This is a genomic window from Phormidesmis priestleyi BC1401, assembly GCF_001650195.1.
GTDB lineage: Bacteria > Cyanobacteriota > Cyanobacteriia > Leptolyngbyales > Leptolyngbyaceae > Phormidesmis_A > Phormidesmis_A priestleyi_B.
In genome coordinates, this window is the sequence record NZ_LXYR01000029.1 from 25,252 (window position 1) to 44,942 (window position 19,691).

A 19,691-nucleotide genomic window follows, 5' to 3' on the forward strand; every position below is an offset into this window, starting at 1 on the left:
GTTAAAAAACCATGAATTCCTTCCTTCGTCAAACTTGTCTTGCGGTTGTCGCCCTCTCGATCGGAGTCACAGGCTGTAGTGCTCCCTCTGCAAATCAAGCTAGCCCAGTTGCGAGTTCTGCTGCGACTCCGACGATCGCAAGCGACGCTCCAAAAGTCGTTGCCACCAACTCGGTGCTGTGTGATTTAGTCAAACAAATTGCAGCCAACACGGTTAATTTGACGTGTTTGATTAAGCCTGGAACTGACCCGCATCTCTATCAAGCTACGCCAGACGATCGTAAAGCGATCGAGACTGCCAATCTCGTTTTATATGGCGGCTATAATTTTGAACCTGGTTTGGTCAAACTCATCCAAGCTGACTCAAATGCCACTAAAGTTGCGGTCGATGAAGTGGCAGTTCCGACTCCCCAGACCTTTGAGGAAGACGGTAAAACCGAACCTGATCCGCACGTTTGGCACAATGCTCAAAACGGGGTGCAGATTACTCAAGTGATTCAAAATAACTTAGCAAAGATTGCCCCGACGAATGCTGATCTGTATGCCAAAAACGCTGGAGCGATCGCCGTCCAACTCACGCAAATCGATGGCTGGATTAAGTCACAAATCGCCACGATTCCACCCGCTACTCGCAAGTTAGTCACTACTCACGACGCGTTGGGATACTATGCGAAAGCCTACAACGTTCCGATTGAAGGAGCCTTAGAGGGCATCAGCACCGAAGAAAAGCCAACTGCCGCACGAGTCAAAGAATTAGTCACCACCATTACGGCTGCCAAAGTCCCCACGATTTTTGCAGAAGTCAGCATCAATCCGCAGTTAATTGAAACGGTCGCTAAAGAAGCCAATGTAAAAGTCTCTGATCAAGAACTCTTTACGGATGGGTTGGGTGAACCGGGGAGCAGTGGCGAGACCTATCAAAAAATGTTGACGGCAAATACGAAAGCGATCGTGCAGGGTTTGGGCGGAAAGTTCACGGCTTTTCAAGCAAAGTAAACTCGTTAGTAGGTCGGGTGAAGTTTGAGGGTCGCACCTCTCCTGTAAATGCTGGAGGTTTTCCACGTCGTCTGTTCCACCCTCAGCAACAAGTATTATAGGGTGGGCTTCGATTTCTTCTCCGTTGGGTGAGGGTTCGCTGTGTTCTGGACATTTCCAGGCTTTGCTTTCTACTATCTCAAAAAGCTTGGAGCCTCCCAGACTGTATCTATAGCCATTAAACAACACAAAGGGCGGTGTGCTGAATGTGGACTACACTTCAACCCGGAAGACCTGATAGAAATCCATCGTTTGGATGGCAACTACAGAAATAACCGAGGAGGAAACTTGACAGCTACGCACCGTCACTGCCACGACCTAGTACACGGTGGAAGTAGCAATCTAGCAACGCAATTGAGTACCTATAACAAGGGTCAATTTGGAGAGGAGCCGAATGAAAGCAACCTTTCACGTCCGGTTCTAAAGCCGAGTCGGGTGGGCGATCACCTGACTTAGGTCAACGGAATTCCGCTCGGCTCGTTAAAATGTCAGACCCACTTTCACACTTATATGCACTAAGTTTTATATCATCATGATCCAGCTTCGAGGAACCAGATTTCTACGATCGCTATTGCTCAGTCTGCTGTGTGTCTTATTAGTTGGGGGCATTGGCAAGGCGCAAGAGAAGTCAGTTCTGACGGTTGCAGTCGAGCCTGTATTTGCGCCGTTTGAGTTTAGAGCACCGAGCGGCGAGATTCAGGGATTCGATGTGGATTTGATTCGGGCGGTGGGTCAAGCAGCAGGGTTTGGGGTTGAGTTCCGAAACATCACCTTTGATGGCATTATTCCGTCGCTGCAAGCGGGCACTGTGGATGCAGCCGTTGCAGCCATGACGATTACAGAAGCCCGATCGCAGGCGGTTTCCTTTTCGCGACCTTATTTTAGAGCCGGACTCGCGATCGCCGTTCGGTCAGGAACTCAAGGGATTAAGACCCTAGATGATTTGAAGGGGAAGTCGATCGCGGTTCACATTGGCACAACGGGAGCAACGACGGCTAAAGGGATTCCTGGCGCTAAAATTCGCACATTTGATGCCGCAGTTCTGGCACTTCAAGAGTTGAGAAATGGCAATGTCGATGCGGTGATCGAAGATTCGCCTGTGACGCTATATGCCATCAAAACCGGGAGCCTCAAAGGGATCGAAGTCGTTGGAAACCTCTTGACCGAAGAGTTTTATGGAATTCCGTTACCGCTTAATTCTGCAAACTTGCCGCGAGTCAATCAAGGACTCACCACCATTTTGCAAAACGGGACGTATGCTCAGATTTATCAAAAATGGTTTGCTGCCCAACCGCCTCAACTGCCAGACTCTGCGTTTGCCAATGCTCAAAAGACTCAAACAACGCCAGCGGGATCGCTGAGTGTGATTCTCAACGCGCTGCCAACCTTGCTCAAAGGAACGCTGATTACGCTGCAACTCGCTGTCGTTTCGGTGTTTCTAGGATTGATTGGAGGTTCACTGATTGGAGTTGCTCGCCTGTCTGCCATCAAACCTGTGCAGTGGGCTGCGCGAGCCTACATCGACTTCTTTCGAGGAACGCCTCTGCTCGTGCAGATTTTTATGATTTACTTTGGTCTTCCCCCTCTGTTTCAGGCGATCGGGCTGAGTTTTACGTTTGATCGGTTTATAGCGGCGATCGTGGCTCTGAGCTGCAATAGTGCGGCTTATGTTGCAGAAATTGTCCGGGGGGGAATTCAGTCGATCGAGACGGGTCAGTTTGAAGCCGCGCAGTCTTTGGGGTTAAACCCTGTGCAAACGCTGCGATATGTGATTCTTCCTCAAGCCTTTAGACGGATGTTGCCGCCATTAGGCAACCAATTTATCACGTTGCTCAAAGATACAAGCTTGGTCGCTGTGATTGGTTTTGAGGAATTATTCCGACAAGGGCAGCTAATTCAGGCTGAAAACTATCGACCGTTTGAATTATATGCAACGGTCTCGCTGATTTATCTGGCGTTAACGCTGCTTTCATCCCAAGGATTCGGCTTTTTAGAACGCAAAATGAACCCTGCACGGAGAGATAAAGCTAAAAAAGTCTAATGCCGTCGCGATCGTGAATGAGAACGCGACAGCAACTTTGTCTAGTTATTTCTGAAGCTAGGGACTGCTTGCCCTTGTAGAGAAGACCGATCGCGCCACAAAGTAATTGAGTTGCTGATCGGCTGTAGCTGTGCGCCCGGAAAATAGAAGCCCAGAATTCGATCGCTAGTCCAGCCGAGTTTGCCCAAGTTGTAGGAACCGACTTGACTTAACCCAACACCGTGCCCCAAACCACCGCCCACAAACGCGTAGCCTTTGAGCATTTTATTTTTGTCTACCAGTGCATCCACATAAAACAGCAGGCTAGCAGGTGCCTCAAACGCATTTAATACATCGTCTTTTTCTAGCTCGATCGTGCCTTGATCGGTCGTGACCGCGAGTTTCAAAACTCGTCCCCCTAGCGATCGCTGCGTCACCTGCAATTTCTGAATCGTCTTAAAGTTTGCGAGAGGATGCTGAATGCTCTTTAAGTAGGATTGAAAATCTTTGTTCAACTGAGCCAGCGTATTTTCGTAGCGCCAGCGAAACATCTCGGTGCTGTCTTCGTTGAAGCCTTTCTTTTGAGCGATGAAAGTCCGCAAGTTCTGCTCATTTGATAAGCTGCGGTTCTTCAAATCCCAGACCGGATTCACCGAGTCAATCACGGCTTGTAGGTAAGGACGATCCCAGCCTCTCCAGACATCATTAAAGGCAGCCGTCACTCCGCCCGTCGTCGAAGAGTAGAGCGCATCGACCAACTCATTTTGATAGGTGAGAACCTGACCGCGTGTAGCGGCGATCGCTTGGTCAGTCGCCGGAACGGTTCCATCAATTCCCCAATAAACCTGGCATTGAGTTGTAGCACACAGTTGATAGTCGTCGATCGCAAATCGGCGTAAATTTCTTAACACATAGGTGCGGGCAAGAATCGCCTGAGCTTCTAACACAGGTTGAGGTGCCCATCCGCCAATTTCGTGAGGAACTACGCCCCGCAGATACGTTTCTAATGGAACGACGTTTACAAGCGTCGAGTTGCCATAGGCGTTTGGTTGAAGTCGCAGAGTTCCTGCATAGGTGCGATTGGGCTGATCGTCTTTCTCTCGATCGACTTGAATCTGCCCATTTGCAGCCGTGATCTCTAGCTGATCTCGCGTGTAGCGATAGCCATTTAGCTCAAAAGACGGTCGCGGCACTTGTTTGAGAATTTTGGTATCGATTCGGGCAGTTTGAATGCCTCTAGCTTGCAGACTTTGCACTAACAACCGTCTCAATAGCGGCGTATTGTAGGTGCTGCGTTTTGCCCAAACCTGCCAGCGATCGGGCTGAGCGAGTTCGACCTCGATTCCCTGAGCGCGCCACTGTTCAGCCTGAGCTTCTGCGGTTTCAAAGCTGCGATGGGTGCTGAAGACGACTCGTTCATCTGCCTGTGACTCTTTTAAAGGCTGCATCACCGTCTCTAGCTTCATGCTGGGTGTGGTAAGGATTTGTGGCTTGCCGTTGGTGGTGAAACGCAGCGTCAGACGATCGCCTGACAAAGCCTTCAACGTCATCACATCCTTGGCTTTGTCTCCAAATCGCTGCACTACGCCAATCTGTAGCTCTACATCAGTGGCGGCTTTGACGGGACGAGTTGCAACGGTCAGACAGAGAGCAGTCAGCGCAGCGATCGACAGCCGATTAAAGGTAATTAAAGTCCTGATCACGGTAGTTCCTCGCCTGTGCAGAAGTGGTAAGCGGTTCTCTGTCTAAAGATATACGTTTTTGATTGTAATCGCCTTAGCGTGTGATCAATTAAGCGTTTACAGAAATCAGAAGTTCAAGGATCAACTCGACGAGGTAGCGCTCATTGCTTACTGGCATTCAAGATAGTGAGTCCGACAATTTCATCATCATCGTCATAGCGAATCACAATGTCACTATCTGTCAACTCGCTATCACTAGCAGATTTTGGTGGGCTGTAGAAGTCAATGTAGAGAACATCAGCTTCTGAGTCGTAAAGCAAAAGAAACGGGCGTTTGGGCAAGCCTTGTAATACAGGCAAAAACTTGAGATAGTCTTGCGCTTCTTGAAAATTGGCTATGGACATAGTTGCTGCCTTCTGTTGAGAGAATTGATTCTTCGAGTTGGAAACGCAGTGATCACAAAACCATCCTCATTTTCCTCTCGATAAACGACAACCAACCATCGACTGTGAATGTTCCAGAGTCGAATTTCTCTATCTCCGCTACCACTAACTAGAGTTTCTTCTGGTGGGCTAAAGGCAACTGAGCGATCGCTTTGTTCTAATCGCTCTTATTTCAACGGAGGGCTGCGATCGTCCCGGTGCTGTCTGAAACTTCAGAATAATGAACTTGGAGAGCGATCGCCTTGTGGAGTGGATTCTGGAACAGCGATCGCCGTTTGATTCACTGTATTTTTATGGGGGCGATCGACTATCCACATCAGCTATGGTTCTCAGCACAAACGAGATATTTGGGCATTCACTGAAAATAAAGTGCCTGTCAGGTTAAATATTTTTCATCCTTCTGTTTCAGACTCAAGGAAGTACAGCAACTAAAGCAACAGGAATAGGCAAGAAGTATGTTTGTCATCCAAGTCCAGGTAATATCCTAGAACTCCGCAACCATTCTGAAACTCTAGAACTTGCTTCTCGTGCATTCTTAAGCAAGGTAGAGTTTATCAATTCAAAATCTAAGTTCTGCACTTCATCTTCCAAAAGTGAAATAACCTTGTGAACTTGGTCAGCAGAGTGTCCTTGAGAATGTATTGGTGCATTGGATTCATCCTTGAATGCATAAAACGTCAGGTACGATATATTCTCTGACGGGTGTGCCTCTACTTCAAGCATGGGATGAGTTGCGAATAGTAGATAGCGAGCTTCATGTAAATCTGGCAGCGCCTCGCGTAATTTGCTAGCAGAGATTGTAGTAAAATCTGCCCCGCGTTGCCGAGCTAGAGAACATGCAAGGTCTCCAATAGGGTCAACATCTTTAAGCGGACGATGCTTCCAAACTTCCGCTGCACTACTGGGTTTTACTCGCTTTGTCCAAGGACGAAGACCTGCTAGGGAATAGTTTCCTCCAAGCGAGCCAAAGAGATTGAATTCTGGATCAAAAGTCACCTTAATTGATCTTGCATGGCTACCTGCCTTCTTGATTTCCGCAACTGTTGCGCTTGCAGTTTCATTTCCAGTTTTTTCTCCGATCGTGAAAACTGGGCGTTGCCATACTACAGTGTCAAACTTGAACGTGAAATCATTTTGCATTCGGGGTGGCAGTCCAAGCTTAAGCCAGCATGATAATCTCTCAGAAAGCATCTTTCGATCAATTACTGAGTGCGCATCAAGCTTCTTCTGAAGGTCTCCCAGTTTTTGATTCATTTCTTTGTTCTGTTGGCTGGCATTCTCTAAAATCTGGTTAACTACCAGCGGTTTGTTCTCTTCAACAGCAATTAAGATCTCTTTCTCTCTCTCTTCACTCAGTCCTCCTAAGATTCTGAGACGTAACTGCTCATCTTTTATTCCTAGCTCTTCAAATCTTTCGTGCAGTGCCAACTCTCTTCTTTCTTCGTGCGTACCTGTCATGATCAGGTAGTGTGCAGTCACATCAGCAACTTGCCCAAGCCTTGCAACTCTGCCATTTCTTTGCATTAATACCGCTGGCGATGAGCTTAAATCCCAATGCACAACCTGATTTGCGACTTGAAAATCAAAGCCCTCATCTGCTGCTGAAGTTGCGACCAGAACGCGGACGGGCGATCGATCTACACCGCGAAATTTGCGAACAGCCTTCTCTCGTTCTGCATCACCCATGCTTCCCGTAATTTTTTCACAGATTCCAGGAAGGGCTTTAGTGATAATCTCACAAGTCTGTAGAACCTCAGTAAAAACTAAGAAGCGAGAATCAGGATACTGTTCGAGTTTCTCTTTCAACCAATTCAACTTTGCGTTTTCTACCCCATTGCTTTCAGTGACCGCAGAGAAGTTTAATAAGCGCAATGCAAGATTAGTTAACTCTAGAATTTCACGTCTCTCAGCAGTAAAGCTTCGGTTTTCATCATCTTTTTGATGTAGAACCTCGCTGAATTTATAGATTTCGTTGATTTTTCCTTCTCTCTGTGACAAGATTTTTGCCTTAAATTCATTAAAATTATCGCTAGGAAATAGCACATCTGCATGTCTTGTCGTACTTGCTATACTTTTATCGAATTCGGCTAGTCGCTGTGAGAGCGTCACAATCAGTTTACGAAGATTCTCAGTGCTTTCAGATGTATCTCGTCTATATATTTCCTGAGTTTTCCACCTTTGATGTCGCACACACCAGCGAAAGAGCCACATTGCGCCAGAAATCGAGCTACTGGTTAGCCTCATTTCAAGTTGCCTGGTTGCGAATCCACCAAAGCTTTCACCGTGAGCTTCGCAAATTCGTGCTACTTTCCCACAAATTTCTTTCATAATCTCAAGGTATTCAGGACTGGTTTCAAGCTTCACTCGCTCTACGTTGAGCATAGGGAATAGAGGTTGACCAGACCAACTACGCACATCATTTTGCTGCCGCCAAATAACTGCGGCAGTAGACTCGTTCTGACTTAGTTTCTCGACAAGTTCACTCTCTGTAATATCTGAAAAGGCGTTTTCAACAGCGCTTTGGTGGGTTAAGAGGCGAAGTAAGTTAACAAACTGAACCTTGGAGCGGAAAGGAGTCGCACTCATTAAAACAACGAGTTTCGGTGGGCTGGAATTTTGCCAGTATTGCCCTGTGGTCATCTGATAGACAGCTTTATAAGTTTGAGTTGCAGATTTAATTCTTTCAAGACTGCTAAGGTCTTCATTACTTCCACAGTGATGACATTCATCAATAATGAGAATGTCAGGGCTAATTGGACAATCGTTAGACAAACTCTCTTTGTCACGCTCTTCTACATAACATCTTGCAGCATCGATACTTGCAACGTGAATACCACTAATACTGTTTTTACCATAGTCCCTAAAAGAGCTTACAACCTGAACAATGTTTTGTCCGTCGATAGCTCCTTTCATAACTGCTTGGAGCTTTATACAGGCATCTTCTAAAAGTCCGGCTTTTGTTAGATAAAGACAGCGAAATTGAGCAAGATCTCCACCTGCAATGAGCAAGTCTCGTAATACTAAACCAATTTCAATTGTTTTTCCTAGCCCAACCTCATCTGCAATCAGCAACCGCTTGACTCTAGTTGAGTTTGACCTCACATACTGTTGCAGTGCAAGTTGATGCGGAAATGGGTCTTTGTCATTGGCAGTAATACGACCCGAAAAAATGTTGGCAAGCACTTCAAGTGCACCGAGGCGCATAACGGTGTTTATACTGAAATCTGGATATCTATCTGCGGAGCTAAGGACGCTCTCTCCTGGCAAATATTCTCTTGAGCTAGATAGCTGTTCTTCAATTTCTGGAAACTCCTTGATGAACCAGTCCCAACTTCGGAAGTTGTCTAGCGGAATGCCTCGTCGCTGTCTAATTTCATTGTTGTTGGCAGTAGATCCCCTTGTAAACGCATAGTGAGTGTAAACAGGATCATTTGGATTCTCTTGATCTCTGACAAAAACTATATCTGCGTCATAACCATCTGCGGAAGGGATTTCAAATAGTGGCATGGGCTGTATTCTAATAATTCTTTATTGCTTAAACTAACGCTAGTGTGCCCACTTGCAATACATTAGCGACGCTTAAAATCTTGTTTGTATCTTTATTCTCTGACGACGCGCAGCCTACATCAACTTCACCCGATAAGGGTCAGCATCATTCTGCACACCACTCGATACCCCTTCAACTCAGTACAGTGGTCTTCCAGGCATTTCAACCAACCTTTGCGATCGCGAATCTTCTCCCAATTTCCCTCGATCGCGCTTGACCACAACTTGCTGCCCTCTCCTTAACCCGAACTCACATTATAGTTGCAACTCATAATCATAACGAGTATGATTTAGAAGCAAGGAAACTGAGAAGAACCCGATGGTTAGAGTTCAGGAAATCCCGATTAACCAGATTCGCCGTCCGCTCTTTCGACAAAACGACCAGGCAAAAGTCGCAGCCTTGATGGACTCGATCGCAGAAGTCGGCTTACAAGAACCGATCGATGTCTTAGAAGTAGACGGACAGTATTATGGGTTTTCTGGCTGTCACCGCTATGAGGCATGTAGCCGTTTGGGGCATGAAATGATCTTGTGTCGGGTTCGCCGTGCCCCTCGATCGATTTTGCAAAACCATTTAGCGTGAAGAGGAAATTCTGGCGTTGCTGAGTACAAGTATGAACCGCCCCAAGGAGAAGGGATCTGAAGATCTTGTCCCCTCTCCTCCTGGGAGAGGGCTAGGGTGAGGGTCAATCTGAAAACTCACACACCGATTCAGCAACACCAGAGTTTTTCTTTACGCTACTCTTTTCAAAGACGATTAATCACGATTCTGACTTGTTTTTCATCACACATTCATTAGTTAAGGAAACCTTATGCCAACTCAAACATCTGGGATGCCCATTGATCTCGGTATTGATCTCCAAAAGCGCCAAGAGATTGCTGAAGGTCTATCGCGCTTGCTGGCTGACACCTACTCGCTCTATCTCAAAACTCACAACTTTCACTGGAACGTGACCGGACCGATGTTCAACACGCTTCACCTGATGTTTGAAGCACAATACACCGAGTTAGCGCTGGCAGTCGATCTGATCGCAGAACGCATTCGATCGCTCGGTTTTCCAGCTCCGGGCACCTACAGCGAATATGCCAAACTTAGCTCGATCGACGAGACTCCTGGCGTTCCCAAAGCTGAAGAAATGATTCGTCTGCTTGTGCAAGGGCAAGAATCAGTTGTGCGGACGGCGCGATCAATTTTCCCAATCGTAGACGCTGCCAACGACGAACCCAGCGCAGATTTGCTCACTCAACGGATGCAAATTCACGAAAAGACAGCCTGGATGCTGCGAAGTCTACTCGAATAGTGACCCGTTTTGAGGTATGAGTGAGATCGGCTTCTTACTCATACCTCATATGAATCGCCCTTTAGATCACACCCCTCAACTGCAGACTTTGATGCGATCGAGGGGTGTGTCTACGTTTAAAGAACTCAGCCAAAAAGCGGGCATTTCTGAACAACAAATTAGGCGGCTGCGTCGAGGTCAGATCGGGCAGATGCGGCTAGAAACCCTTCAAAAACTCAGTCAAGCGTTGCGGATAACGATCGCGGATTTGCTCAAAATGTTCTCAGAAGAAACCCCTGAAACTGCGTCTCTTCAGCACGAATATCAAAGACTCCAATCTCAACTGAGCCAGCAGCGAGACGATCTTTGGCAAGAATTTCAACAAACGAGTCTGCAAACTTTAGAGCCGTGGCTGTTGCAGTGGTCAGCCGCCGCTTATGCTGCTCAACAAAATCCCCAACTGACGGCTGTAAAACTATTGCCGCTCGTGCGCCCGATCGAGCAATTAATTCAGCAGTGGGGCATTGAAGCGATCGGCACCGTGGGCAGCGAAATTCCCTACGATCCCCAGGTTCATCAACTGATGAGCGGCACGGCTGAACCGGGAGAATTAGTTAAAGTGCGCTATGCAGGCTATCAGCAGCCCGATCGCTTACTCCATCGCGTTAAAGTCAGTCTCGTGGCGTAGCTGTAGCGATATAATCCTGTTAACCTTCCCATTGCAAATCTTTAAACAATGTCTATGCTGCAACACTTTCGCCTGTGGAGTCTGACCATTGCTTTAGGCGGTCTAACCCTTACGTCAACGATGAGTGCCGCTTCAGCAAGCAGCTTAACGGCTGAGATTGGTGGATTGCGAAATCGTAATGGGCAACTGTGCTTTAGCGTGTTCTCAACCAGTCAAGGCTTTCCAACGAACGGGGATAACGCAGTGCAAAATAAGTGTGTAAAAATCACGAATGTCTCAATGAGAGTCACCTTCAAATCGCTGTCACCCGGAAACTATGCGATCGCCGTCTTACACGATGAAAACAACGATCGGCAGGCAAACCGAAACTTCTTAGGGTTGCCCACCGAAGGCTTCGGGTTTTCAAGAAATCCAGCGATCCTTACAGGTGCACCCAAGTTTGCTGATGCAGCCGTCTCAGTTGCAGGTGAAAATACTACGACTCAGATTCAACTGAGATACTTACTAGGGAAGTGAATTGCTCCACAGTACTTTTTAACTAAAAAATATAGATTCCATTAGATCAATAAGACTTTGGCGATTCTTCATCCTTGCGAGTGATGCTATCCCTATGTCGATTTGTTGCAATGGTATATAGCAAACTAGCGCTTGAGAGTGAATAAGATGCGTAAATTGAACATCGGACTAACGGATGAGCAACGCAAGGGTGTTACCGAACTGTTGAACAAAGACTTGTCTAACACCTATCTGTTAATCATCAAAACCAAGAAATATCACTGGGATGTCACCGGACCAGAGTTCCGCTCACTTCACCAAATGTGGGATGAACAGTACCAAATCTTGAGCACAAACGTTGACGCGATCGCTGAACGGGTTCGGATGTTGGGCGGCTTTCCGATCGGAACGGCTGAAGAGTTCTTGAAGTATTCCTCTATCAAAGAACACTCAGGCGACGTGCCCCCTTCTGACCACATGGTGTCAAACTTAGTCGATGACCACGAACAAATCATCCGCGGCTTGCGTGAGCACATTGACCAATGCTCCGAAAAGTTTCACGATGAAGGAACCGCAGACTTCTTGACAGGGCTGATGGAAGGACACGAGGAAATGGCTTGGATGCTCCGCTCATTTATTGAAGGCAAAGCGATTAAGCCTGACGGTCAACAAGCTCCTGCAAACCTCAAGTTTCCCGCAGGTGTTGGCAGCTAACTCGCTTAGTTTGATGACTAAGTAGGTAGACAGAATCAACGGTAAGACACATTTCGGCTCTGCTTAAAGCTAGAATTCCCAGCAGGTTGAGCAGAGTCGAAACCCATCGACACGAGTGACTCTAACCGAGCCTGTCTATCCAGTAGATAAGAGATGAGCATATTAACCGCTCATCTCTTATTTTTTAAAGGAGCGCCGCAAACGTAAGCAAACGAGTTAAATTACTGGGAAGCTGATTGTTCAAGCGCAGAGGCAAATCTGAGGTAGACAGCGACTGAGCGTAAGCAGAAGTCAAAAAAGGTGCATAAGTCTTTGCGTCTGAGGTTGTCTGCTCGATAAAGGCAAGGCTGACTCCTTGCAGCAATCGACGTAGCGGTGCAACATCTTGACCCCGCCGCTCTTTAACGAGAGTTCCTTGAGCGATCGCGCCTCCAAAACTTGCGGGATCACTGACGCTGAGATGAGTGCCACCGATCGCGGTCAACAAATATTTTGGGTTAGGCAACTGCGTAAAGGGCTGAAGCTGTTGACTAAAGGCAGGAGCCAGCGTGTCATCGGTTCCAGTCAAAATTAAGGTAGGGGTCGCGACTTGAGACAATCCAGATTTACCAAAGATTTGTCCGATCGCTGGGTTGAGCGCGATCGCCTGCACCACTCGCCGATCTCGCAGGCTGAAACGATTTTCTGACAGCCCAGTTGCGGCACATTGCAGCCAGTCTGCCGGAACTCGCTGTAGCAGATTGCCGCCTCGACAAAATTGACGCAACTCATCCAGGTTCAGTTCTGCACCCGCCAATGCCAACGCCTCATAGCCGCCGAGAGAATGCCCAATTACCGTTACCTGCCGAGTGTTGAGCTTGCCTTGCAGGAAACCCGATTCTTGGTTGAGTCGCGTCAGTTCATCCAAAATAAACTGAATGTCTTTAGGGCGATCGATAAATTCTTTTGCTGGAATAAGCTGGTCAAGATTGAGCGAGACTGGCAGCCCGTTTTGAGCGGTAGAGGGATGCTCGATCGCTGCCACCGTCAAACCATGAGACGCTAAATGACGAGCAAGATAGGCTAAAAAGCCTCGATTTGCCTCAAATCCTGGGACGAGAACCACGAGAGGACCGCGGGTTTTGCCACTCCAATACACATCGACGGGCAGGTTGCGACTTCTGGCATGATCGTAGAGTGGAAGCGTCTGTTGCTGCACCGATTCAGAACCCGGATTAGACGGGTCAAAGCTCGATCGAAAGTCAGAATCGGTCTTAAGGCTCCGCTCTAATAAGGAACTAACGGCTTGACTCTTCCAGTAAGAGAAATTGAGCTGAGAGGCGATATCGATCGCTTTTGTGACATCCACCGTCACTGTTTCTTGCGGGATCGCTTTGAGCACTGCGATCGCATCTAACCCATTTGCCTGTCGCGCCGCTAACCAAAAACTTGCCTGAAGTTGCTCGATCGTTAGCCCAGGTACGGCTTGCTGCAACGATGACAAAAGCTGCTTTCCCGAAGGCGACTTCAAAAGTTCATCAACGATTTGACCCCCAAAATTAGGGTCTAACTGCAAACGGCTGGTCAGTGATTTCCGCACCTGTGGAGTCAACACAGGTGCATAGAGCTGTAGCGCTGAAGGAACTTCGCCAGTTTTGGCGAAGCGTTCTAAATCTCCAACCGCAACAGACTGCTCAAACGGACCCAGCCGCAGATTTAGTCGCTCTGCCGCCAAACCCGGTAGAGCGGCTCCGATCGTCAGAGCGATCGAGAGACTGCCAAACAAACCACGAAAAACAGGGTTTAAACACTGAGGCAATCGTTTCTGTCTTTTTATCAGTTGTAATTGTCGCTTCACGATCGCCATCCTCTGCCCGTTGTGTCAATCAACCCCTTGATTGTAGAACTGACACAAATTCTTTCCCCAGGTTCCCACAAGATTAAAAGCGTTCGTCATCGTTCAGAAGGTTTCCACTCGTCTGGACGCTACGTCAGTTTGACTTGACCTCATCTCGTTCAGTTCTCACCCACGCTTTTTGAGGACGAATCAAAAACTTGAGGTAGAGCGGAACTTTCCACAGAATGTAGAAAGGAACCGCAAGCAACTCGCGCAACGGCAGGTCAACTCGTCCAAACTTTGCCCAAGCTGCCAAGACTGCACTCATGAGCACTAACCCGGCGATCGCCAAAACACCCACGGGTATCCACGATGCGCCTAAGAAAACCGCCGCTAGAGAACTTAGCGTGCAGCCTATCCACAAAACAACTAAGAGAGAGAGCGGGGGAACGCACAGATCTAAGGCAAGGGCTAACAAATCAACTCGCCTCTTCTGCAATGAAGCTTTCACCAGAACCGGAACGTAAGTCAAGATTGACTGAAGATGCCCATGCTCCCAGCGAGTTCTTTGAGTCTCAGCCGCTCGATCGTGCTGAGGTAGACAGCCCGTTACAGTCGCATCTGGGCAAAAAACAGGAGGATAGCCAGCGATCGTCAAATCTAAGCCGAGTTTCATATCCTCAACAATATGACCAGTTGCCAAATCCGCCGATCGAATGACCGACCACGGAAAAGCCATCCCCGTCCCCGTTAACAAGCAAGGCAACCCAAAGCGCAAAAGCCCACTGGGACGAACCAAATTTTTCACCTTAAAAGCAAAAGCAGAGATAGCGTGCTTGGGAGTAGCCTGAGAAGGCTTTTCCATTAGATAGGTTGCCTGCATCGGGCGTTCCAGTAAGATCGCTCGTTGGCTTAGGGTTGCGATCGCTCCCAGCTCAACTTGACAATCGGCATCGACAATGACCACCACATCAGGCGGGTCAGTTTCAAGGAAGCGCAATCCAAAGTCCAATGCATACCCTTTGCCTGTGTGGGCTAGATCGTGGCGCTCAATGACGATCGCGCCTCCTCCACGGGCGACTTCAGCGGTTGCATCACTACAGTTGTCTGCAATCACTATGAGGCGATCCTGCTGTTTTAAAACAGATGACAGCCCAATTAATGTAGACGAGATGCCCCTCTCTTCATTATGAGCGGGCACTAACACAGCAACTCTAATATCTTGCCAATGATGTTGACTTGCGATCGAAGACGTTGGAAACAGGGCAGCAGCGCACTCGGTCAAAAGAATCAGGCTTAAAAACAGAATGCTAGAGGCACCAAAGCACAGAACGGTGTCGATCCCCAAGAGCAAAAGCTGACTGATCGACATTTAGCTACCACCTTGCTCGATTCTTGTAGAAATAGATTTAGAGCGTAGAATCCACAGACTCATGAGCAAATTGACCTTACTAGAGGTTTGCACAAACTTTGTTTCATTAGAGTGGACGACCTCAAGGGAAAAACTACCTACCTTAGACAATAGGCTGGACAATTTTAAACCGCCAACGGCAGAATGAGGTTTCCAGCATCATCACTGAGGCAAACGCCAACGGTGGAATACGGGTTTCAGTATCCATCTCAAAAAATGTCCAGAGTATTGAAGGTAGAGTGTAATACTTGATCAGTAAAAAGTAAGACACTCGTAGATTACTTTCATACGAGGAACCAATTTCAATATCTCTATCTTTAGAGACATCCCACAGCGTAAGCTTTTATGTTTCTTCAACTAGACCTAAACCCATAGGTTTGAGAACTCTTTACAAAAGTCTCATATCGTCCTGGAGGAATATCTGCCTTAGCTGATATCATGATGGCTTTCGCTCTTGATGGCATCTCTGATAAAAACTTTTGCAGTTGCTGGTCTGACAGTGTTTGGTCTCCCCAATATTCGTAACAGATGCCTTCCGTATCGTAGAAGTGACCAGATTGCTGTTGAAGAACTTGATCAACAAAAGTGCCATACAACAAGTATTCAGACAGATGCCATGAATTACAGACCGCTTCTACCCATCCTCGTCCAGAAACCTTCTCAAGGTGCCGATGCAACTTTAGAGCGTTATCTCGCCTCCACGTGATGACTTGCCCAACATATCCTGGTTTTGGGAGAGGAGTTGCAGGTAGCCCAAGTAATTGGCCTGTCGCATTAAGCCATTTATCCTGTATTGGAAATTCTGCTGCAAATTCTGGGGTTAACTGGTTAGGAATATGTAAAAGTCGAACTCGATCTCCATCCACAAAACTTTCTAGATCCATTGGGCGGATAAACGTCACATCCGAATCAATGTAGACCAAGATATCTTCACTCACCTGTTGAGGAACGGCAAGCTTAACAACTTGCTGCAACAGCCAATTGCGAACAAACCCAGTCTTAAAGTTCAACCAGCCGTTTTTAACGATCGGAAGACGCTGAACCCACCAGGGTAATATTGACTCGACGGTGACTATTTCTGTATTTGGCTTTTTTAATTGACTGAAAAGAGAAAGATCTTTAGCTGGAACGATGATGTAGTGGGTAGCTGAAGGAGTTACAAACTGTTCAATGCTCCAGGATAGTAGTCGGCATCGCTCAAAATCTGGAGCATAGCTAGGAGTAATAATCGCGGAACTAAAGGGATTCATGGTTATTATGAATGTAAAAGATCAATTGAAGTCTTCAAACTTTGTGGATTTTGAAGTATTTTTGCATCTAACAAGTCCAAAATTTCGCTATCTTGGGCTGGCTCAAACTTTCTCGCAAAGTGAATGTTGTCCTGAATTAACACTGGATAATCTTTAGCTCTAAGCGTGCGAGGGCGGCTGCTATCCTCTTCGCTGGCAAAATCAAGATAACGTTTGCAGTCATTGCAAAAATTGAACAGCCCACTGTTGATTAAGATAGTTTGGATGAACGACTCATTAGGGCACACTGTTCTGCGATAATATTCAACTACCTGCGGGCTTTGTTGAGAAAAATCATATAGATATCTGACGCATTTGCTGGAAAGAGCGTGATAGTAAGAGCCGCCGTAGCATAAGAATTTTTCGTCAAATATGGGTGAATGAGCATTAGCACCCACCATCAAACAGTCATAGATTGAAAAAACTCTTAGGAAAGGCTGAACTTTCTCGATCGCAAGTTCCAATCGACCAAGCGCTCTGCTTTGAAGTGTCTGCTTAGGAATGACAAGCCCCGATCGCCAATACTGATACAAGTAGCGATTACGCCCTTCCCGGCTTCCCCAAGGATTTTCTTTAGTATCAGAAAAAGCTTCAAAATAGCTGAGAAAACCGTCGTAGTGAGTCAGTTCTAAAAACTGCTCAATCATTAAAAGTGGCTGAGTTGGATAATCTTGACCAGAAAGATTGATCACCCAATCAAATTGAATCTGATGATCATAAGCCCACTCGATCGCATCTAGATAACCCTGAAGCATTGAGAAGTCTCCGCGCCCTCCTTTACCGTTGAGCTTCAGGACTTGAGCGCCCAAAGCTTGCAGTGGCTCCACGTCTAGATGACTGACCGTGTAGTCGTGACTGATGATGATTTCAGAACTTGCACTCGATCGCTTGATGATTTGCACCAATCGCTGGATTTGCTCTGGAGCTTTAAAGGTTTGAATAATATAAAGGATTTTAATCATAGCTTTGCTTCAGTCAGTGAACGAGTTCGTTTAGCTGTGAGTCTCTCAATCTGTTGATAAATAGAGCGGGGTAAAAGCTTGAGTAGATAGGCAGCAGCCAAAGTCATTAGAGTCCGTCGGGGTTGCTCTAAAACGATCTGCCAGTGACTCATTAAAGCGCGATGCATCAGACTAACTGCCATCGAACTGGATTTCATTCGCACTGCACTTCGAGCTAAATATCGGAACAGATAAGCTCTGGCTGTGTCTTCCCATTCAGCAATAAGGTCAGGCGCGTAGGTACGAGTTTTCTCAAGCACCTTTTCTAGAAAATCAAACTGCTTGAGCAGGTTGGCAGACAATCCTCCTGAGTTAACTCGATAGAGGGTCAAAGCATCAGAAATACCCTCAAGTCGCCACTCGGTTTGAATCGCAATGCGTAACCAGCATTCAAGGTCTTCGGCTTGCCGGAAGTGTTCGTCAAAGTAGACCGTTTCTTCACTTCCCAAGCGGTTGTCCTGAAATGCGATCGCATCCAATACTTCTCGCCTCAACACCGCTGCCGAACCATTTCCGATCGGGTTATCTCGCAGTAGGTCAGGGGGCGTAATTTCTATTAGTTTAGGCATTGTGTAAGTGCCTGAACGATTTCCAGATTCGTCAATAAATTCAGAACGGCTAAAACTAAGTCCTACGTTTGGAGAATTTTTTAAGTGGTGAACGTGCTTTTCTAATTTATCTGGAAGCCAGAGGTCATCACCATCTAAAAAAGCTATATAAGCTCCTTGTGCATGACGAATTCCTGTGTTTCTAGCTCCTGCTAAACCACGATTGGCTTGACGAATTAATGTCAGCCGGGGATCAGTAAATCGCTGGCAAATTTCGGCACTGCGATCGGGAGAGCCATCATCAATCATGAGGAGTTCAAAGTTCTGATAAGTCTGATTCAAGACTGACTGAACTGTAGACTCAACGTAGCTCTCAACATTGTAAATGGGGACGATAACAGAGACTTTTTTCATCGCTCAGTTGCTGTAACTCTTAATGAACAGGTTGCTTAATGTTTGAGCCTAGGAAAAATGGAGTAAGTTGCCCAGAGGGTAAACAAGGGCATCGCCATCAGATGGATGATAAGAACGGCAGCCGCAACGCCAACCGCCTGCCACTGCACCCCAATCAACAGCGCAGCTAGAAACAATGTGCTGAACAACACATCCCACCGCAATACTAAGTGAGGCTTGCCGACCGCCACCAATAGCTGAGAGGCGGCATCTGCGAAAGGTCGAGGAATTGCAGACAAACAGATCAGCATCAGCACCGGAACAGCCACAACCCATTTAGGGCTGAAGAGAATAGGCACATAGATGGGAGCCAAACTTACTTGCAATAAAACGAGAGGAATGATCACGAATGAAATAGTTTTGAGACCGTTAAAATAACGCTGCTTAAACTTCGCAGGCTCTGAGCGCGCTTCGCAAAGATAGGGAAAAATTGCTGTTCCCAAGGCGCTGATAATACTCAGACTGATTCCTAGCCCTGCATTAAAGCCAAAGAAATAAATGCCTAATTGCTCTATACCCAAGAATCGACCAACAATTAAATAGTCTAAGTTGTTTCTTACCGCTTTGAGAAGTTGTCCGCCTAAGATATTTTTGCCAAAGCTAACAATTTCATTCCAGCGATGGGTTGTGAATCCGGAGGTAGGCTTCCAGTCATAATTAACGTTATAAATTATCACACCAACCGGAGCTACTAGCACCCCTGGTAATACGATCGACCACAAGCCAAAATGTTGGGAAGCAAGAAGCGCTGAGAGAAGATAGCTGAGGGAGTTTTGCACCGTATTGTGAAGTGCTGTGATCTTCAGTCGATTTTCTCGTTGAATTAAAGCATTTTGAACAGCGGATAAAGGCCAGATTAGATAAGGGATTCCAGCGGCACAAATTGGTAAGATCAACTGGTTATCGTGGTAAAACCAGGAAACTGGGAAAGCAACCAGACTCTGAATAATAAATAGGCTGACAAAAATGACCCAGTTTAACCAGTAGCCAGAGTTGCTCAGTTCTTCCACGTTCGCGTCGTCAGCTTGAATGATCTTTGCGTTTACGCCAAAATCCATAAATACACGCGTGAATTCTGACACTGCTAGCACGATCGCTGCTAAACCATAGTCATAAGAGTTTAGAAAGCGTGCCAGAATCACCACGACTCCTAGGCGGCAAATTCGAGGAATCAATTCCGAAAGCCCTAACCAGCTAATATTGCGAACAAACTGGCTAGAAAACTTTTTCCTGACTTTGCTACTGAGTTGCTCTATAAAGCCCATAATTTG

The 19,691-nt window shown here is 46.8% G+C and carries 17 protein-coding genes; 8 read left to right on the forward strand and 9 right to left on the reverse strand.

The genetic code is table 11. The annotated features are described in order from the left end of the window. Window positions 1-11: 11 nt before the first annotated feature. The gene (locus A8707_RS15465; RefSeq protein ID WP_068818146.1) at window positions 12-995 is read left to right on the forward strand and encodes a metal ABC transporter solute-binding protein, Zn/Mn family; all 984 of its coding nucleotides are present in this window, start codon (window positions 12-14) and stop codon (window positions 993-995) included. A gap of 571 nt (window positions 996-1,566) precedes the next feature. Further along, window positions 1,567-3,075 carry an ABC transporter permease subunit gene (locus A8707_RS15470; protein ID WP_068818147.1) on the forward strand — a complete coding sequence of 503 codons (1,509 nt, stop codon included), beginning with the start codon at window positions 1,567-1,569 and terminating at the stop codon, window positions 3,073-3,075. A 41-nt stretch (window positions 3,076-3,116) separates the two neighbouring features. On the opposite strand, the gene A8707_RS15475 is transcribed toward A8707_RS15470, so the two are convergent. Together A8707_RS15475 and A8707_RS15480 are read right to left on the reverse strand one after the other, a co-directional pair. Then, complete coding sequence (locus A8707_RS15475) at window positions 3,117-4,757, reverse strand: SpoIID/LytB domain-containing protein (RefSeq protein WP_231948100.1); 1,641 nt, start codon at window positions 4,755-4,757, stop codon at window positions 3,117-3,119. A 140-nt stretch (window positions 4,758-4,897) separates the two neighbouring features. Next, entirely contained in the window at window positions 4,898-5,140 is a 243-nt protein-coding gene (locus A8707_RS15480; RefSeq protein WP_068818149.1) for a DUF2283 domain-containing protein, read from the reverse strand. A gap of 108 nt (window positions 5,141-5,248) precedes the next feature. Between A8707_RS15480 and A8707_RS28230 the strand changes: the two genes are divergently transcribed. Further along, window positions 5,249-5,458 carry a hypothetical protein gene (locus A8707_RS28230; RefSeq protein WP_156518613.1) on the forward strand — a complete coding sequence of 70 codons (210 nt, stop codon included), beginning with the start codon at window positions 5,249-5,251 and terminating at the stop codon, window positions 5,456-5,458. 183 nt (window positions 5,459-5,641) lie between these two features. Here the strand turns inward: A8707_RS28230 and A8707_RS15485 are convergent, their stop codons facing one another. Further along, complete coding sequence (locus tag A8707_RS15485) at window positions 5,642-8,686, reverse strand: helicase-related protein (protein WP_068818150.1); 3,045 nt, start codon at window positions 8,684-8,686, stop codon at window positions 5,642-5,644. A gap of 358 nt (window positions 8,687-9,044) precedes the next feature. Between A8707_RS15485 and A8707_RS15490 the strand changes: the two genes are divergently transcribed. From A8707_RS15490 to A8707_RS15510, 5 genes are all read left to right on the forward strand, one after another. After that, complete coding sequence (locus tag A8707_RS15490; protein ID WP_068818151.1) at window positions 9,045-9,308, forward strand: ParB N-terminal domain-containing protein; 264 nt, start codon at window positions 9,045-9,047, stop codon at window positions 9,306-9,308. Between the two features lie 229 nt (window positions 9,309-9,537). After that, complete coding sequence (locus A8707_RS15495; RefSeq protein ID WP_068818152.1) at window positions 9,538-10,026, forward strand: Dps family protein; 489 nt, start codon at window positions 9,538-9,540, stop codon at window positions 10,024-10,026. A 49-nt stretch (window positions 10,027-10,075) separates the two neighbouring features. Then, on the forward strand, window positions 10,076-10,693 hold the full coding sequence (locus tag A8707_RS15500; protein WP_068818153.1) for a helix-turn-helix domain-containing protein: 618 nt from the start codon (window positions 10,076-10,078) through the stop codon (window positions 10,691-10,693). 54 nt (window positions 10,694-10,747) lie between these two features. After that, the gene (locus A8707_RS15505; protein ID WP_068818154.1) at window positions 10,748-11,209 is read left to right on the forward strand and encodes a DUF2141 domain-containing protein; all 462 of its coding nucleotides are present in this window, start codon (window positions 10,748-10,750) and stop codon (window positions 11,207-11,209) included. A gap of 147 nt (window positions 11,210-11,356) precedes the next feature. Continuing rightward, window positions 11,357-11,902, forward strand: coding sequence for a Dps family protein (locus tag A8707_RS15510; protein WP_068818155.1), 546 nt, complete (start codon window positions 11,357-11,359; stop codon window positions 11,900-11,902). Between the two features lie 184 nt (window positions 11,903-12,086). On the opposite strand, the gene A8707_RS15515 is transcribed toward A8707_RS15510, so the two are convergent. The 6 genes from A8707_RS15515 to A8707_RS15540 all read right to left on the reverse strand — a co-directional run bounded on the left by A8707_RS15515 (window position 12,087) and on the right by A8707_RS15540 (window position 19,685). Continuing rightward, window positions 12,087-13,700 carry an alpha/beta hydrolase gene (locus tag A8707_RS15515; protein ID WP_231948101.1) on the reverse strand — a complete coding sequence of 538 codons (1,614 nt, stop codon included), beginning with the start codon at window positions 13,698-13,700 and terminating at the stop codon, window positions 12,087-12,089. Window positions 13,701-13,872: 172 nt separating this feature from the next. Continuing rightward, window positions 13,873-15,090, reverse strand: coding sequence for a glycosyltransferase family 2 protein (locus A8707_RS15520; RefSeq protein WP_068818156.1), 1,218 nt, complete (start codon window positions 15,088-15,090; stop codon window positions 13,873-13,875). 392 nt (window positions 15,091-15,482) lie between these two features. Further along, on the reverse strand, window positions 15,483-16,379 hold the full coding sequence (locus A8707_RS15525) for a DUF6492 family protein (RefSeq protein ID WP_068818157.1): 897 nt from the start codon (window positions 16,377-16,379) through the stop codon (window positions 15,483-15,485). 5 nt (window positions 16,380-16,384) lie between these two features. Further along, window positions 16,385-17,380, reverse strand: coding sequence for a beta-1,6-N-acetylglucosaminyltransferase (locus A8707_RS15530; RefSeq protein ID WP_197484792.1), 996 nt, complete (start codon window positions 17,378-17,380; stop codon window positions 16,385-16,387). Beyond that, window positions 17,377-18,381 (reverse strand): glycosyltransferase family 2 protein, encoded by a 1,005-nt coding sequence (locus A8707_RS15535; RefSeq protein ID WP_068818158.1) that lies wholly within the window; start codon window positions 18,379-18,381, stop codon window positions 17,377-17,379. The genes A8707_RS15530 and A8707_RS15535 overlap by 4 nt, the downstream gene beginning before the upstream one ends. Window positions 18,382-18,416: 35 nt before the next feature. After that, the gene (locus A8707_RS15540; protein ID WP_068818159.1) at window positions 18,417-19,685 is read right to left on the reverse strand and encodes a lipopolysaccharide biosynthesis protein; all 1,269 of its coding nucleotides are present in this window, start codon (window positions 19,683-19,685) and stop codon (window positions 18,417-18,419) included. Window positions 19,686-19,691: the final 6 nt, after the last annotated feature.

Coding starts and splice junctions, on each gene's coding strand:
- A8707_RS15465 (WP_068818146.1), top strand. CDS start 12: ATGAATTCCTTCCTTCGTCAAACTTGTCTTGCGGTTGTCGCCCTCTCG.
- A8707_RS15470 (WP_068818147.1), top strand. CDS start 1,567: ATGATCCAGCTTCGAGGAACCAGATTTCTACGATCGCTATTGCTCAGT.
- A8707_RS15480 (WP_068818149.1), bottom strand. CDS start 5,140: ATGTCCATAGCCAATTTTCAAGAAGCGCAAGACTATCTCAAGTTTTTG.
- A8707_RS28230 (WP_156518613.1), top strand. CDS start 5,249: ATGTTCCAGAGTCGAATTTCTCTATCTCCGCTACCACTAACTAGAGTT.
- A8707_RS15485 (WP_068818150.1), bottom strand. CDS start 8,686: ATGCCACTATTTGAAATCCCTTCCGCAGATGGTTATGACGCAGATATA.
- A8707_RS15490 (WP_068818151.1), top strand. CDS start 9,045: ATGGTTAGAGTTCAGGAAATCCCGATTAACCAGATTCGCCGTCCGCTC.
- A8707_RS15495 (WP_068818152.1), top strand. CDS start 9,538: ATGCCAACTCAAACATCTGGGATGCCCATTGATCTCGGTATTGATCTC.
- A8707_RS15500 (WP_068818153.1), top strand. CDS start 10,076: ATGAATCGCCCTTTAGATCACACCCCTCAACTGCAGACTTTGATGCGA.
- A8707_RS15505 (WP_068818154.1), top strand. CDS start 10,748: ATGCTGCAACACTTTCGCCTGTGGAGTCTGACCATTGCTTTAGGCGGT.
- A8707_RS15510 (WP_068818155.1), top strand. CDS start 11,357: ATGCGTAAATTGAACATCGGACTAACGGATGAGCAACGCAAGGGTGTT.
- A8707_RS15520 (WP_068818156.1), bottom strand. CDS start 15,090: ATGTCGATCAGTCAGCTTTTGCTCTTGGGGATCGACACCGTTCTGTGC.
- A8707_RS15525 (WP_068818157.1), bottom strand. CDS start 16,379: ATGAATCCCTTTAGTTCCGCGATTATTACTCCTAGCTATGCTCCAGAT.
- A8707_RS15530 (WP_197484792.1), bottom strand. CDS start 17,380: ATGATTAAAATCCTTTATATTATTCAAACCTTTAAAGCTCCAGAGCAA.
- A8707_RS15535 (WP_068818158.1), bottom strand. CDS start 18,381: ATGAAAAAAGTCTCTGTTATCGTCCCCATTTACAATGTTGAGAGCTAC.
- A8707_RS15540 (WP_068818159.1), bottom strand. CDS start 19,685: ATGGGCTTTATAGAGCAACTCAGTAGCAAAGTCAGGAAAAAGTTTTCT.